The sequence below is a fragment of the Mycobacterium sp. IDUB_17 genome (assembly GCF_055419465.1).
This window is the reverse complement of record NZ_JBVAXS010000001.1, coordinates 971,234-985,492: the sequence shown is the minus strand read 5'-3', so window position 1 is coordinate 985,492 and position 14,259 is coordinate 971,234. Positions and strand designations below refer to the sequence as shown.

General features: G+C 66.7%; 10 protein-coding genes. 1 reads left to right on the top strand and 9 read right to left on the bottom strand.

The annotated features are described in order from the left end of the window. Positions 1-5: 5 nt before the first annotated feature. Entirely contained in the window at positions 6-566 is a 561-nt protein-coding gene (locus ACZYZ7_RS04770; protein ID WP_463740327.1) for a DUF4190 domain-containing protein, read from the top strand. Positions 567-572: 6 nt separating this feature from the next. Here ACZYZ7_RS04770 and ACZYZ7_RS04765 read toward each other — a convergent pair whose 3' ends face one another. The 9 genes from ACZYZ7_RS04765 to trpB form a co-directional block, all read right to left on the bottom strand. After that, on the bottom strand, positions 573-1,445 hold the full coding sequence (locus ACZYZ7_RS04765) for an acyl-CoA thioesterase domain-containing protein (RefSeq protein ID WP_463740326.1): 873 nt from the start codon (positions 1,443-1,445) through the stop codon (positions 573-575). Positions 1,446-1,495: 50 nt separating this feature from the next. Continuing rightward, entirely contained in the window at positions 1,496-2,914 is a 1,419-nt protein-coding gene (gene pyk, locus ACZYZ7_RS04760; protein WP_463740325.1) for a pyruvate kinase, read from the bottom strand. 24 nt (positions 2,915-2,938) lie between these two features. Then, positions 2,939-4,441 (bottom strand): glutamate synthase subunit beta, encoded by a 1,503-nt coding sequence (locus ACZYZ7_RS04755; RefSeq protein ID WP_450069218.1) that lies wholly within the window; start codon positions 4,439-4,441, stop codon positions 2,939-2,941. Then, positions 4,434-9,002 (bottom strand): glutamate synthase large subunit, encoded by a 4,569-nt coding sequence (gene gltB, locus ACZYZ7_RS04750; protein WP_463740324.1) that lies wholly within the window; start codon positions 9,000-9,002, stop codon positions 4,434-4,436. Before gltB ends, ACZYZ7_RS04755 begins: the two co-directional genes overlap by 8 nt. Before the next feature lie 85 nt (positions 9,003-9,087). Continuing rightward, positions 9,088-9,501, bottom strand: coding sequence for a DUF2752 domain-containing protein (locus ACZYZ7_RS04745; protein WP_450069274.1), 414 nt, complete (start codon positions 9,499-9,501; stop codon positions 9,088-9,090). Further along, the gene (locus tag ACZYZ7_RS04740; RefSeq protein WP_450069216.1) at positions 9,491-9,889 is read right to left on the bottom strand and encodes a TM2 domain-containing protein; all 399 of its coding nucleotides are present in this window, start codon (positions 9,887-9,889) and stop codon (positions 9,491-9,493) included. Before ACZYZ7_RS04740 ends, ACZYZ7_RS04745 begins: the two co-directional genes overlap by 11 nt. A gap of 27 nt (positions 9,890-9,916) precedes the next feature. Further along, positions 9,917-12,193: a prolipoprotein diacylglyceryl transferase gene (lgt, locus tag ACZYZ7_RS04735; RefSeq protein ID WP_450069215.1), complete on the bottom strand. Its 2,277-nt coding sequence runs from the start codon at positions 12,191-12,193 to the stop codon at positions 9,917-9,919. After that, positions 12,190-12,978 carry a tryptophan synthase subunit alpha gene (gene trpA, locus ACZYZ7_RS04730; RefSeq protein WP_135454507.1) on the bottom strand — a complete coding sequence of 263 codons (789 nt, stop codon included), beginning with the start codon at positions 12,976-12,978 and terminating at the stop codon, positions 12,190-12,192. The genes lgt and trpA overlap by 4 nt, the downstream gene beginning before the upstream one ends. After that, positions 12,975-14,240: a tryptophan synthase subunit beta gene (gene trpB, locus ACZYZ7_RS04725; protein WP_135454504.1), complete on the bottom strand. Its 1,266-nt coding sequence runs from the start codon at positions 14,238-14,240 to the stop codon at positions 12,975-12,977. The genes trpA and trpB overlap by 4 nt, the downstream gene beginning before the upstream one ends. Positions 14,241-14,259: the final 19 nt, after the last annotated feature.

The following is a 14,259-nucleotide window of genomic DNA, read 5'->3' as shown; positions in this document are numbered from 1 at the left end:
CAGACATGACCGACGAGCGCCCCAACCCGCCCGGGTCTGACGAGCCGCAGCCGGCCGGACCTCCCCTGCCACCGGCGTACCCCTACGGACCGGCTCCGGGGACATACCCCGGGGCCTATCCACCGGCCCCGCCACCGTACGGCGGGTACCCGATGCAACCCGTCGTACCGCGTTCCCCCGCCAACGGTCTGGGCATCGCAGCACTCGTGATCGCGATCTTCGCCCTCCTGTTGACCTGGTCGGTGATCGGCGGGCTGATATTCGGCGCCACCGCGCTGATCCTCGGATTCCTCGCCCACGGGCGCTACCGACGCGGCGAGGCCACCAACGGCGGCGTCGCCGTCGCCGGAATCACGCTCGGCGCCATCGCCTGCGTGTTGTCCCTGGTGTTCGTCGCGATCTGGGTGCACTTCGGCGCACGGTGGTTCAATGACGTCGGCGGCCCCGACTACATGCACTGCCTGCAACGGGCCGGCGACGACACCGCGGCCCAGCAGCGGTGCGAGAAGGAGTTCGAGCGCCGGGTCGAGGATTCGTTCGGCGTGACGCCGACCCCTACCCGCTGAGCGGGCTCACGGCTTGGCCGCACCGGGGAAATACTTGACGATGCCTTCTTGCACCACCGTCGCCAACAACTGACCCGACGCGTCGAAAAAGTGTCCCGTGCCCAACCCCCGGGATTCGGCCGCGACCGGCGAAGTGGTGGAGTACAGCACCCACTCGTCGAACTTGATCGGCCGGTGAAACCACACCGAATGGTTCATCGTCACCGCGAAGATCCGGTCGAAACCCCAGGACAACCCGTGCGTGGTGATGATCGAATCGAGCACGGTGGTATCCGAGGAGTACACCAGGGCCGCACCGTGCAGCACCGGATCGTCGGGCATCGCGCCCTCGGTTTTGAGCCACACCCGGTTGTGGTCGAGCTTGCCGCCCTTGTCCCGCATCACCCAGGACGGATCGTTGGTGTATCGCCATTCGATCGGGCGCAATGCCTCCACGAACAACGGCACCGTCTTTTCGTAACCACGTAGCAGTTCATCGATCTTGGGCAACGTGTCCGGATGCGGAACCTCGGGCGCGGGCACGCTGTGCTCCAGCCCGGGGCCGGCGTTCATGTAGGACAGCATCACGGTGGTCAGCAGGTTGCCGTCCTGCATGACATCCACCCGGCGGTTGGCGAACCGGCGCTCGTCGCGCAGTCGCACGACGTGGAACTCCAGGTCCTTCTCCGGATCGCCACCGGCGATGAAATGCGCATTCAACGCACTCGGCGCCAGCTTGTGCTCCAATGTGCGGCCGCCGGCGACGAACGCCTGCGCGACCATCTGCCCACCGAAAGTACGCACCGGGTTCTTACTCGGATGCGAACCGATGAACAGATCGTCGCCGACGCGGTTGAGATCGAGAACAGCCAGCAGCTCCTCGAAATCCGGGTGTGTCAAGGAATGCCTTTCGAGATCTTTGCAGGCGCTCTTTGGCAGACGACCGCTCGCTAGACGTCGTCCTCCCCGATGCGGTGCACATGGATCAGATTCGTGGAGCCTACTGTGCCGGGCGGAGCGCCCGCGACGATGACCACCAGCTCACCGCGCTTGTAGCGGCCGAGATCAAGCAGCGATTTGTCGACCTGGCGGATCATGTCGTCGGTGTTCGACATCTGCGGCACGATGAACGTCTCGGTGCCCCAGGTCAGCGCCAGCTGGCTGCGCACCTCGGGCAGGGCTGTGAACGCGAGCACCGGCAGCGGGGTGTGTAGCCGGGCCAGGCGGCGCACCGTGTCCCCGGACTGGGTGAAGGCGACCAGGGCCTTGGCGTCCAGCCGCTCGCCGATGTCGCGGGCCGCATACGAGATCACACCGCGCTTGGTGCGCGGAGTGTGGGTCAGCGGCGGCACCTTCACCGAGTTGTCCTCGACCGCCTTGATGATGCGGGCCATCGTCTTGACGGCCTCCAGCGGATACTTGCCGACCGAGGTCTCGCCGGAGAGCATCACGGCGTCGGCACCGTCGAGCACGGCGTTGGCGACGTCTGAGGCCTCGGCCCGGGTGGGCCGGGAACTGTCGATCATCGACTCCAGCATCTGGGTGGCGACGATGACGGGTTTGGCGTTCTCCCTTGCCATCTGGATGGCACGCTTCTGCACGAGCGGCACTTCTTCCAGCGGCAGTTCAACGCCGAGGTCACCGCGCGCCACCATGATGGCGTCGAACGCCAGCACGATGGCCTCGAGGTTCTCGACCGCCTCGGGCTTCTCCAGCTTGGCGATCACCGGGACCCGTCGACCGACGCGGTCCATCACCTCATGGACCAACTCGACGTCGGCGGGTGACCGGACGAACGACAGCGCGACCAGATCCACGCCGAGCCGCAGCGCGAACTCGAGATCTTCGATGTCCTTTTCGGACAGCGCCGGCGCCGTCACGTTCATGCCGGGCAGCGACATGCCCTTGTTGTTGCTGACCGGACCGCCCTCGGTGACCGTGCACACCACGTCGTTGCCGGAGATCTCCTCGACCATCAGACCGACGTTGCCGTCGTCGACGAGTACCCGATCCCCGGGTCGGGCATCCTCGGCCAACCGCTTGTAGGTGGTCGACACCCGGTCGTGGGTCCCCTCACAGTCATCGACGGTGATCCGCACCGATTCGCCGGTCGCCCAGTAGGTCGGTCCCTCGGCGAAGCGGCCCAGACGGATCTTGGGCCCCTGCAGGTCACCGAGCACACCCACCGCGTGGCCGGTGGCATCCGATGCCGCCCGTACCCGCTTGTAGGCAGCCTCATGGTCGGCGTAGTCGCCGTGGCTGAAGTTCAGCCGGGCGACATCCATACCCGCCTCGACCAGGGCCCGTACGGACTCATCCGTGCTGGTAGCCGGGCCAAGCGTACAAACGATCTTTCCGCGTCTGCTCACGTCATGTCAGTCTAGTTGATCGATTCAGACGACGCTCAGCGGGAGCGTCCCGGGCCGCACCGGCGACGGCAGATCCGACTCGCCCATCAGGTAGGCGTCCACCGCATGCGCCGCGCTGCGGCCCTCGGCGATCGCCCACACCACCAGCGAGGCACCCCGGTGCGCGTCGCCGCAAACGAACACCCCGGGGGCGTCGGTCTGCCAGTCCGAACCACAGGACACGGTGCCGCGCCGGGTCAGTTTCAGGTTCAACCCATCGAGCAAGGCCATGTGCTCGACACCCTCGAACCCGATCGCCAGCAGCGCCAGATCGCACGGAATCTGCAACGAATCGCCCACCGGCGTGATCTCACGCCGTCCCTCGGCATCCCGGGTGACCCGAACCTCGGCGATCTCGATGGCCCGGACATGACCGGTGTCGTCCCCGATGAACCTCTGCACGGCCACCTCGAAGCGGCGTGCGCCGCCTTCGGCATGCGCCGGCGAGGTCCGCAGCACCAATGGCCATGTCGGCCACGGCGAGAGGTCGTCGTCACGGGTCTCGGGCGGCTCGACGTTGTAGTCGAGCTGAGTCACCGAGGCGGCCCCCTGACGGTGCGCGGTACCCAGGCAGTCGGCGCCGGTGTCACCACCACCGATGATCACCACGTGCCTGCCCGCCGCCGAGATCGGGGTCGATGAGTCACCCTCACATTCCCGATTGGCCGGCACCAGATGCTCCATCGCCAGATGAACGCCATCGAGTTCACGACCGGGCACGTCGTTGTCGCGGCCGCGCAGCGCACCGACCGCCAGCACCACCGCCTGATGGCGCTGATGCAACTGCTCGATGGTCAGGTCGACACCGACCTCGCATTCGGTGACGAATCGGGTGCCCTCGGCGCGCATCTGAGCCAGGCGCTGATTGAGCACCGACTTCTCGAGCTTGTACTCAGGGATGCCGTAGCGCAGCAGCCCACCCACCCGGTCGTCGCGTTCGTAGACCGTCACCTCATGACCGGCGCGGGTGAGTTGTTGTGCCGCAGCCAAACCCGCCGGACCGGAGCCGACGACGGCGACGCTCTTGCCGGTCGAGATCGCGGCCGGCTGGGGTTCGACGGTGCCGTTCATCCAGGCATGGTCGGCGATCGTCTGCTCGATCCGTTTGATCGTCACGCTGCCGCCGGTCTGCTCCTCGGAGATCGACAGCACGCAGGCCGCCTCGCATGGCGCCGGGCACAGCCGCCCGGTGAACTCCGGGAAGTTGTTGGTGGCGTGCAGACGATCACTGGCCGCATCCCAGCGGCCGCGCCGCACCAGGTCATTCCATTCCGGGATCAGATTGCCCAGCGGGCAGCCTGCCTTACCCGAATGACAGAACGGGATCCCGCAATCCATGCAGCGACGCGCCTGTTGCGACACCTCGCCCGCGCGTTCGTTGGGATCCTCGCGCTCGTACACCTCGCGCCAGTCCCCCACCCGCTCCTCGACGGGCCGCTTGGCGGCCTCGATCTTGGGTACCCGAAGAAATCCGGTCGGATCAGCCACGGCTGGCCTCCATGATCGCACTGTCCACATCGCGACCCTCGGCCTTCGCCATCCGGGTCGCCTGCAGCACACGTTCGTAGTCGGTGGGCATTATTTTGGTGAATTGGGCACTGCGCCTTGGCCAGTCGTCCAGTATCGAGCTGGCCAGCGTGCTTCCGGTGTGACGGGCATGGCGGGACACCACATCATGCAGCCAGGTCAGGTCCTCGGCTTCCAGTCGCTGCAACTCGACCATCTCGGTGTTGACCCTGGCCGGGTCCAGGCCGAGCACGAACGCGATGCCGCCCGACATACCGGCCGCCATGTTGCGGCCGGTCTTGCCCAGGATCACCACCCGGCCACCAGTCATGTACTCGCACGCGTGGTCGCCCACTCCCTCGACGACCGCCAGCGCCCCGGAATTGCGGGCGCAGAACCGCTCACCGGCCCGGCCTCGCAAAAACACCTCACCCGAGGTAGCGCCGTAGAGCAGGGTGTTGCCCGCGATGACGTTGTCCTCAGGCAGGAAAAGCACGTCGTCGGGCGGCCGAACGATCACCCGGCCACCGGAAAGTCCCTTGCCCACATAGTCGTTGGCATCGCCGATGAGGTCCAGGGTGATGCCGGGCGGCAGGAAGGCGCCGACGGACTGCCCGGCCGACCCGGTCAGGGTGACGTGAATGGTGTTGTCGGGCAGGCCCGCCGCGCCGTAGCGGCGGGTGACCTCCGCCCCCAGCAGGGTGCCCACCGTGCGGTTCACGTTGCGGACGGGAAGCTCCAGACGAACCGGGAGGGCATCTTCCAACGCCCCCTCGGCGAGTTGGATCAGGGTCCGGTCGAGAGCCTGGTCGAGTCCGTGGTCCTGCGCGCGCACCCGCCGCCGCTGAGTGAGCACGCCGCCATCGGCATCGGTCGGCAACGCGAAGATCGGGCTGAGGTCCAGCCCGCGACTCTTCCAGTGCGCCACACCGGGATCTGTGTCGAGCACCTCGGCGTGCCCGACCGCCTCGTCGATGCTCCGGAATCCCAGTTCGGCGAGGTAGCGACGGATGTCCTCGGCGATGAACGTGAAGAAGTTCTCCACGAACTCGGGCTTGCCGTTGAACCGCGCCCGCAACTCGGGGTTCTGCGTGGCCACACCGACCGGGCAGGTATCCAGGTGACACACCCGCATCATGATGCAGCCCGCAACCACCAGCGGTGCCGTGGCGAAACCGAACTCCTCGGCGCCGAGCAGCGCAGCCACGATCACATCGCGGGCGCTACGCATACCGCCGTCGCACTGCACAGTGATGCGGTCGCGCAAACCGTTGAGCACCAACGTCTGCTGGGTGTCGGCCAAGCCGATCTCCCAAGGCGCCCCCGCGTGCTTGAGCGAGGTCAACGGTGCCGCACCGGTGCCGCCGTCGTACCCGGAGATCAACACCACATCGGCGTGCGCCTTGGATACCCCGGCCGCGACCGTACCGACCCCGACGCTGCTGACCAGCTTCACGTGGATCCGGGCGTCGTCGTTGGCGTTCTTCAGATCGTGGATGAGTTGGGCGAGATCCTCGATCGAATAGATGTCATGGTGCGGAGGTGGCGAGATCAGCCCCACACCCGGCGTGGCATGTCGCGTCTTGGCAATGCTGGGGTACACCTTGTAACCCGGAAGCTGCCCGCCCTCACCGGGTTTGGCGCCCTGGGCCATCTTGATCTGGATGTCGGTGGCGTTCACCAGATAGTCGCTGGTGACGCCGAAGCGGCCGGAGGCAACCTGTTTGACGGCGCTGCGCCGGCGCGGATCGTAGAGCCGGTCGACATCCTCTCCGCCTTCGCCGCTGTTGGACCGCCCACCCAGATTGTTCATGGCGATCGCCATGGTCTCGTGGGCCTCCGCCGAGATGGAGCCGTAGCTCATCGCCCCGGTGTTGAACCTGGTCACGATCGACTCGACCGGCTCGACCTCTTCCAACGGGACCGGGGGCCGCAACCCCTTCTTGAACTCGAAGAGGCCACGCAGCGTCCCCCCTTCCCGGGACAGCCGGTCGACCTCCTCGGAATACCGGGCGAAGATGTCGCGGCGCCCGGTACGGGTCGAATGCTGCAGCAGGAAGACCACTTCCGGGGTGAACAGGTGCAGCTCGCCCTCCCGGCGGAACGCGTACTCACCGCCGACCTCGAGACGACGGTGCACCCGCTCGGTGGGGTTCTCGGGATAGGCGCGCCGGTGCCGGAGCTTGACCTCCTCGGCCAGCACATCCAGCCCGACGCCGCCGAGCTGGCTGGTGGTACCCGTGAAGTACTCGTCGACGACGTCGCGGCTCAGCCCGATCGCCTCGAACACCTGCGCAGCGGTGTAGGACGCGACCGTCGAGATGCCCATCTTGCTCATCACCTTGACCACGCCCTTGCCCAGGGCCTTGACGTAATTGCGCACCGCCTCGGCGGTTTCGATGCCGGTCAGCTCACCTTCGCGGATGAGATCCTCGATCGACTCGAATGCGAGATAGGGGTTGACCGCGGCCGCACCGAACCCGATGAGCATCGCGATGTGATGGACCTCGCGGGCATCGCCACTTTCCACCACGAGCGCCACCTTGGTCCGTTCTTTGGTGCGTACCAAGTGGTGGTGCACCGCCGATACGGCCAGCAGCGACGGGATCGGAGCTCTGGTGTGATCGGAATCCCGATCTGAGATCACCAGTGTGCGAGCACCTTTGGCAATCGCCTCGGTGGCCCTCATCTGGAGGTCATCGAGCGCCTCGGCAAGTCCTTCCCCACCGCGTTCGACGTCATAGAGGGAGCGCAACACCGTAGTGCGCAGACCCGGATGCTCGCCATCGTCGTTGATACGGACGATCTTGCCCAGCTCATCGTTGTCGAGAACCGGCCGGCGCAGCACGATCTGGCGGCACGAGGCGGCCGAGGGCTCCAGCAGGTTCTCCTCGGGCCCCATCACCCGGGCCATCGAGGTGACCACCTCCTCACGGATGGCGTCCAGCGGAGGGTTGGTCACCTGGGCGAACAGCTCGACGAAGTAGTCATAGAGCAGCCGTGAGCGCTTCGACAGCACCGCGACGGGAGTATCGGTCCCCATCGAACCGAGCGGCTCACCGCCCGACGCCGCCATGGGCGTCAGCAGGATGCGCAATTCCTCTTCGGTGTACCCGAAGGCGATCTGCCGCCGGACCACCGACTCGTGATTCGGCTGGAACCGGGGCCGCGCGGGCAACGTGTTGAGATCCAGCAGACCGGCATGTAGCCACTCACCGTACGGTTCGGCCGCGGCCAACTGCTCCTTGATCTCGTCATCGGGAACGATGCGTCCGGCGGCCGTGTCGACCAGGAACATCTTGCCGGGCTGCAGGCGGCCCTTGGCCACGATCTGGCCCGAAGGCACGTCGAGCACACCACTCTCACTGGCCAAGATGATCCGGTCATCGACCGTGCGCCACCAGCGGCCCGGCCGTAAACCGTTGCGGTCCAACACCGCTCCGACCACGGTGCCGTCGGTGAAGGTGACGCAGGCCGGCCCGTCCCACGGCTCCATGAGAGAGGCGTGGAACTTCCAGAACGCACGCTCCGCGGCGTCCATGGTGGTGGCGTTCTCCCACGCCTCCGGGATCATCATCAGCACTGCGTGCGGCAGACTGCGCCCGCCCAGATGCAAAAGCTCGAGCACCTCGTCGAAGGACGCCGAGTCCGAAGCGCCCGGCGTGCAGATCGGGGACAACCGGCCCAGGTCACCGGGAATCCGGGCGCTGGCGAGAAGCGCCTCACGCGCGTGCATGCGGTTGCGGTTGCCGCGCACGGTGTTGATCTCGCCGTTGTGGGCGACGAACCGAAACGGATGTGCCAGCGGCCAGGACGGGAAGGTATTCGTGGAGAAGCGGCTGTGCACGATCGCGATCGCACTCTTGCAGCGCTCGTCGCGCAGGTCCGGAAAGTACTGCGGCAGCTGCATTGTCGTCAGCATGCCCTTGTACACGATGGTCCGGCTGGACAGCGACGCGAAGTACACCGCGTCAGCACCGGTGCCCTGCTCGGCCCGCTTGCGCAGCGGGTAGACCCTGCGGTCGAGCTCGATTCCGCCCACCCGGACGCCCTCGGCCCCCGGTGTCGCGACGAACAGCTGCGCCATGTGAGGCATACACCCCAGCGCAGTCGAGCCGATCCCGGCCCCGTCCGGATCCACCGGCACCGCGCGCCAGCCCAGCACCTCAAGGCTTTCCTCGGCGGCCAATGCCTCGATGCGGGCGCGAGCGGCACTGCGCGCGTCCTCATCCTGCGGCAGGAAACAGATGCCGGCGGCGAAGGTGTTGCTGCCGTCGTCGGCCGGCCCGGGAAGGGCGAAGTCGACCACCTCACGCAGCAGTTCGACCGGCAGTTGCAGCAGGATGCCGGCACCGTCACCGCTGTTGGGTTCGGCCCCGGCAGCGCCGCGGTGTTCGAGGTGTTCGAGCGCGGTCAGACCGTCAGTGACGATGCCGTGGGAACGGCGGCCGCGAATATCGGTGATCATGGCGACGCCGCAGGAATCGGCCTCATTGGCGGGGTCATACAGCCCCTGCGCTTCTGGCAATGCCGAGAACAGCACTTGATCGCACCTCCGCAAGTCCGGAACATCCTGGTCCCGGGACTGCACCGGCCCGAATTTTCAGTGTATCAGCGCAGGTGGGCCACTACTGAGCGGTCAACGTCGGGACCAGCGGGAAGCCCGGCAGGTTCCGCACCACCGTCCAGACCACCAGTGCCGCCACGATCGTCACCACCGCCGGCAGCGGGAACAGCGTCTTGCCCAGCCGCCACCGCACCAGCAGCCACACAACCAGCGCGGGAAGGCCGACCAGGGCGAATACGTTGTCGACGACAGCTGCGCCCACGTCACCGTGCAGCAGGTCGTGAGTCATCCGCAGGCCGCCGCAGGCCGGGCAGTTCCACCCGGTCAGAGCCTTGAACGGGCAGCCCGGGAACAAAAACCCCGGCCGGTGCGGATCGGCCACACCGATGTAGGCGAGGGCGCCGGCCCCGAGTCCTCCCCCGGCCAGCAGCGAATACCGCCAAGCCTTCGTGCTGGTAGGCCCGCTAGGTTCCATCGCGCAGCGGACGTCCATACGGGTCGCGGACCTTGTCGGTGAGGATCAGGACGGCATCGACGATCCCCCAGATGATGGCGCCGAGGCCGCAGGTGACCAAGCCCACGATCAACTGAGCGATGCCCAGGCCGGTCTGACCGAGGTAGATACGTCCAATTCCGACCAAGCCGAACAGCCCGACCAACTGCAGCAGACCGGCGATCACCTTGGACTTGTCCGAGAACGGTTCGCCGGTGATCGGATGACGACCGAACGGCGCGCTGGGATCCCCGTACGGCGACGGATACTGCGGGTAGCCGGGGGGTGGCGGCGGATACCCCGCAGGCGGCGGAAAGCCGGCCGGCTGCGGGCCGTTCAGCGGGTCTGGGGACTGCGACGGACCAGTCATACAGACAGGATGCCAGAGCGCGGGTGGTTACCGGCTACGCCGGAACCAGCGCCGCACCCGGCCGCCTTGCGGGGCCGGCTCGGACTGCTCGGAAACAGCCGGTGTTTCGGTCTCGGTGTCGCCTGCCGCCTCGTCATCATCAGCCTCGTCGGCGTCAGACTCGTCGGCGTCAGACTCGTCGGCGTCAGACTCAGTGTCATCCTCGGATTCGGACTCGACCTCAGCCTCGTCTGCCGCGGATTCAGCGGCCACATCATCGGTTTCGGGCTCGACGTCGACCTGCTCAGCAGGCTCGGCCTCCTCGTCGGCATCCGCCGCCTTGTCGCTCTCTTCGGCTTCGGGTTCGGCTTGATTCTCGTCTACCGCGGCCTCATCCGGCTCGGGCTCATCGGCGGTCGAGGACTCAACAGCTTCGTCACCGCCGTCGGCGTCATCCGCCGTTTCAGCCTCGACCGGGGCCTCAACCTCGTCCAGGGCCTCTTCCGTGACGTCGGACTCGGCTTCAACACCTTCGGGCTCATCGGCGGATTCCTCAGCGGCGACCTCGTCGGCAGCTTCCTCGGAATCTGCGGCAGCCTCGCCTTCGGCTTCCTCGGACTCGTCGTCGGTAGCCGACTCGGACTCCTCGACCACTTCTGCTTCGGCTTCCTCATCGGCCTCGATTTCGGCCTCGGCCTCGGCCTCGGAGTCATCCGCTTCCAGTGCTTCAGCCTCGACTGCTTCACCGGCCTCCACCGACTCGACAGACTCGGCATCGTCACCACTGTCTGCCTCGTCCGCCGTTTCAGCCTCGATCGACTCGTTGTCGGATTCGGTCTCCGCCTCGGGCTCAGCCTCTTCTACGGCCTCTTCAGTGACGTCAGCTTCGGCTTCAGCATCCTCGGGCTCCTCGCCCACTTCTGCTTCAGCTTCCTCGTCGGCCTCGGCCTCGGCTTCGGCGTCATCCGCTACCAGTGCTTCAGCCTCGACTGCTTCACCGGCCTCCACCGACTCGACAGACTCAGCTTCCTCATCGGCGTCGGCTTCGGCCTCCACCTCCGACTCAGGCTCAGACTCTTCTACGGCCTCTTCAGTGACGTCAGCTTCGGCTTCGGCATCCTCGGGCTCCTCGCCCGTTTCTGCTTCAGCTTCCTCGTCGGTCTCCGCCGACTCGACAGACTCAGCGTCCTCAGCCTCGCCGGCTTCCTCGGATTCGGCTTCGGCCTCGCCTTCGGTTTCCTCGGACCCGTCGTCCGGCTCGGTAGCGATCGCCTTCAGTTCGATTGCCGCGGCAGCTTCTGCTCCGTCGTCCTCGCTGGCGCCGACCTCGTCGGGATGCATGTGGTCGGCATCCTCGTCGTCGTCTTGTCCGGCCACCGCGGCGGCCGCAACAACACCGGAGGTCGCCGCTGCGGCGACAAGCTCCTTGCCGAGCTCGTCGGCCGTCGACTCGTCCTCGTCGCTCTTGCCCGCCAAGGTCGCCGGGTCTTCTCGGCCCTTGGTCGCCAGCATGATGTAGACGACGGCGCCGATGAACACGAAGGTCGAGGTAAACGTGTTGACGCGAATACCGGCGAACTCGGTTGCCGGATCAGAGCGCATCAATTCGACCAGGAACCGGCCCGCACAGTAGCCGGCCACATAGAGCGCGAACAGCCGGCCGTGGCCGAGTTTGAACTTGCGGTCGGCCCAGATCAGCAGCGCGAAAATCAATAGGTTCCACAGCAACTCGTACAGGAATGTGGGATGTACGACCCGCTCCACCTCGCCGGTGGACACTCCGTTGAGATAGTCCGCCTCGCCGAGGGAATTCACCCGCTTGTAGATCTCCAGGCCCCACGGCAGCGTGGTATCGCCGCCGTACAGCTCCTGGTTGAAATAGTTTCCGAGCCGGCCGATGGCCTGGGCCAGGATGATCCCGGGCGCGATCGCGTCGCCGAAGGCCGGCAGCGGTATCCCGTGCGAACGGCACCCGATCCAGGCTCCGACGCCACCCAGTGCGACGGCGCCCCAGATTCCCAGGCCGCCCTGCCACACCTGGAATGCGGCACCGAGTCCCTTGCCGGTGGGTCCGAAATACGTGGTCCAGTCCGTCATGACGTGGTACAGCCGACCACCGACGAGACCGAAAGGCACTGCCCACAAGGCGATGTCATAGATGACGCCGGCTTGCCCGCCCCGCGCCTGCCAACGCCGGTCGCCGATCATCAGCGCGGCGATGATGCCCACGATGATGCAGAGCGCGTAAGCGCGGATCGGCACCGGCCCCAGATGCCAGACGCCCTGTGACGGGCTGGGCAAATACGCGAGCACGGTAGTGGTCAAGCTGAAATCCTCTGCCTAACGCCGTTGGCCAGTTCTTCGGTGAGGCGCCGCAATGAATCCAGCCCCTCCTGCAGGGCCGACACCAATGCCGACCCGACGATGACGCCGTCGGCGTAGGCGCCGATCTCGGCGGCCTGAGCTCCCGAGCGCACGCCCAACCCCACCCCGACGGGAATGTCGGACACTTCCTTCACGCGACGCACCAACTCCGGCGCCGCGTTCGAGACGACATCACGCGCCCCGGTGACGCCCATCGTCGACGCGGCGTAGACAAAGCCGCGCGAGGCGTTCACCGTGGCCGCGAGCCGCTCCGGCGTCGAGGACGGGGCGACCAGGAAGATCCGGTCCAGATTGTGTTCCTCAGATGCGGCGATCCAGTCGACGGCTTCTTCGGGGATCAGGTCAGGGGTGATCAGACCGTAGCCACCGGCGGAAGCCAGGTCGCGGGCAAACGTGTCAACGCCCTTGCGCAGCACCGGATTCCAGTAGGTCATCACCACGGCGCGGCCGCCGGCGTTGCTGATCGCCTCGACTGCCGCCAGGGTGTCGCGCACCCGTACACCGCCGGCCAGTGCGGCCTCGGTGGCTGCGGCGATCGTCGGTCCGTCCATCCCGGGGTCCGAGTAGGGCACGCCGACTTCCACCAGATCGCAACCGGATTCGACCATCGCCGTCATCGCGGCGATGGATGCCTGCACATCGGGGAACCCGGTCGGCAGATAGCCGATGAGTGCGGCGCGACCCTCGGCGCGGCAGCCGTCGAACAACTCCGCCAGCCGGCTCATCCCGCGCTCCCCTCATCGAGCAGTCCGAACCACTTGGCCGCCGTCTCGACGTCCTTGTCACCGCGCCCGGACAAGTTCACCACGATGATCGCTCCGCTGCCCAGTTCAGGTCCGAGCTTGAGCGCACCGGCAACCGCGTGTGCCGATTCGATCGCCGGGATGATGCCCTCCTGGCGGCACAGCAGCGAGAACGCGTCCATCGCTTCGGTGTCGGTGACCGGCCGGTACTCGGCACGACCGCTGTCTTTGAGGAAGGCATGCTCGGGCCCGACACCCGGGTAGTCCAAACCGGCCGAGATGCTATGCGATTCGATCGTCTGACCGTCCTCGTCCTGCAGCAGGTAGGAGAACGACCCCTGGAATGCACCTGGCGAACCACCGGTGAACGTCGCAGCGTGCCGACCGGTTTCCACCCCGTCGCCCGCGGCTTCGAAACCGATCAGGCGCACCGCCGGGTCGTCGATGAAGGCGTGGAAGATCCCGATGGCGTTCGAGCCGCCACCGACGCACGCGGTCACCGCGTCGGGGAGGCGGCCGGCCTGGTCGAGGATCTGCGCCCGGGCCTCCAACCCGATGACCCGCTGGAAATCACGCACCATCAGCGGGAACGGATGCGGGCCCGCCGCCGTCCCGAAGCAGTAATAAGTGTTGTCGGCGTTGGTGACCCAGTCCCGGAACGCCTCGTTGATCGCGTCCTTGAGGGTTTTGGATCCGGCCTCGACCGACACCACGGTGGCGCCGAGGAGGCGCATCCGCGCGACGTTGAGGGCCTGGCGGGCGGTATCCACCGCGCCCATGTACACGACACATTCCAGACCGAGCAGCGCACACGCGGTGGCGGTGGCCACGCCGTGCTGGCCGGCCCCGGTCTCGGCGATGACGCGCGTCTTGCCCATCTGGCGCGCCAGCAGCGCCTGCCCCAGAACATTGTTGATCTTGTGAGAACCGGTGTGGTTCAGGTCTTCTCGTTTGAGGAAGATGCGTGCGCCACCGGCATGCTCGGCCAGCCGGGTGGCCTCGTACAGCGGCGACGGCCGACCGCTGTAGTGCCGCTGCAACCGGTCGAGTTCGTCGAGGAAGGCTTGGTCACCACGGGCCTTCTCATAGGCCGCGGTGACCTCTTCGATCACCGCCATCAGTGCCTCGGGAACCAACCGGCCCCCGTACGAGCCGAAATGCCCCAGTACGTCAGGATCGTGAACGGTGGGTTCGGCAACGCCTGCGCTGGTACGGGGCAATTCGGGCCCCGCGAGATCCGCCATCAAAGTGTCTTTTCGTGCA

What these genes read in the sequence shown, in the direction of transcription:
- ACZYZ7_RS04745 (WP_450069274.1), bottom strand. Translation starts at nt 9,501, where the DNA reads ATGGAACCTAGCGGGCCTACCAGCACGAAGGCTTGGCGGTATTCGCTG.
- ACZYZ7_RS04740 (WP_450069216.1), bottom strand. Translation starts at nt 9,889, where the DNA reads ATGACTGGTCCGTCGCAGTCCCCAGACCCGCTGAACGGCCCGCAGCCG.
- trpA (WP_135454507.1), bottom strand. Translation starts at nt 12,978, where the DNA reads ATGAGCCGGCTGGCGGAGTTGTTCGACGGCTGCCGCGCCGAGGGTCGC.
- ACZYZ7_RS04770 (WP_463740327.1), top strand. Translation starts at nt 6, where the DNA reads ATGACCGACGAGCGCCCCAACCCGCCCGGGTCTGACGAGCCGCAGCCG.
- trpB (WP_135454504.1), bottom strand. Translation starts at nt 14,240, where the DNA reads ATGGCGGATCTCGCGGGGCCCGAATTGCCCCGTACCAGCGCAGGCGTT.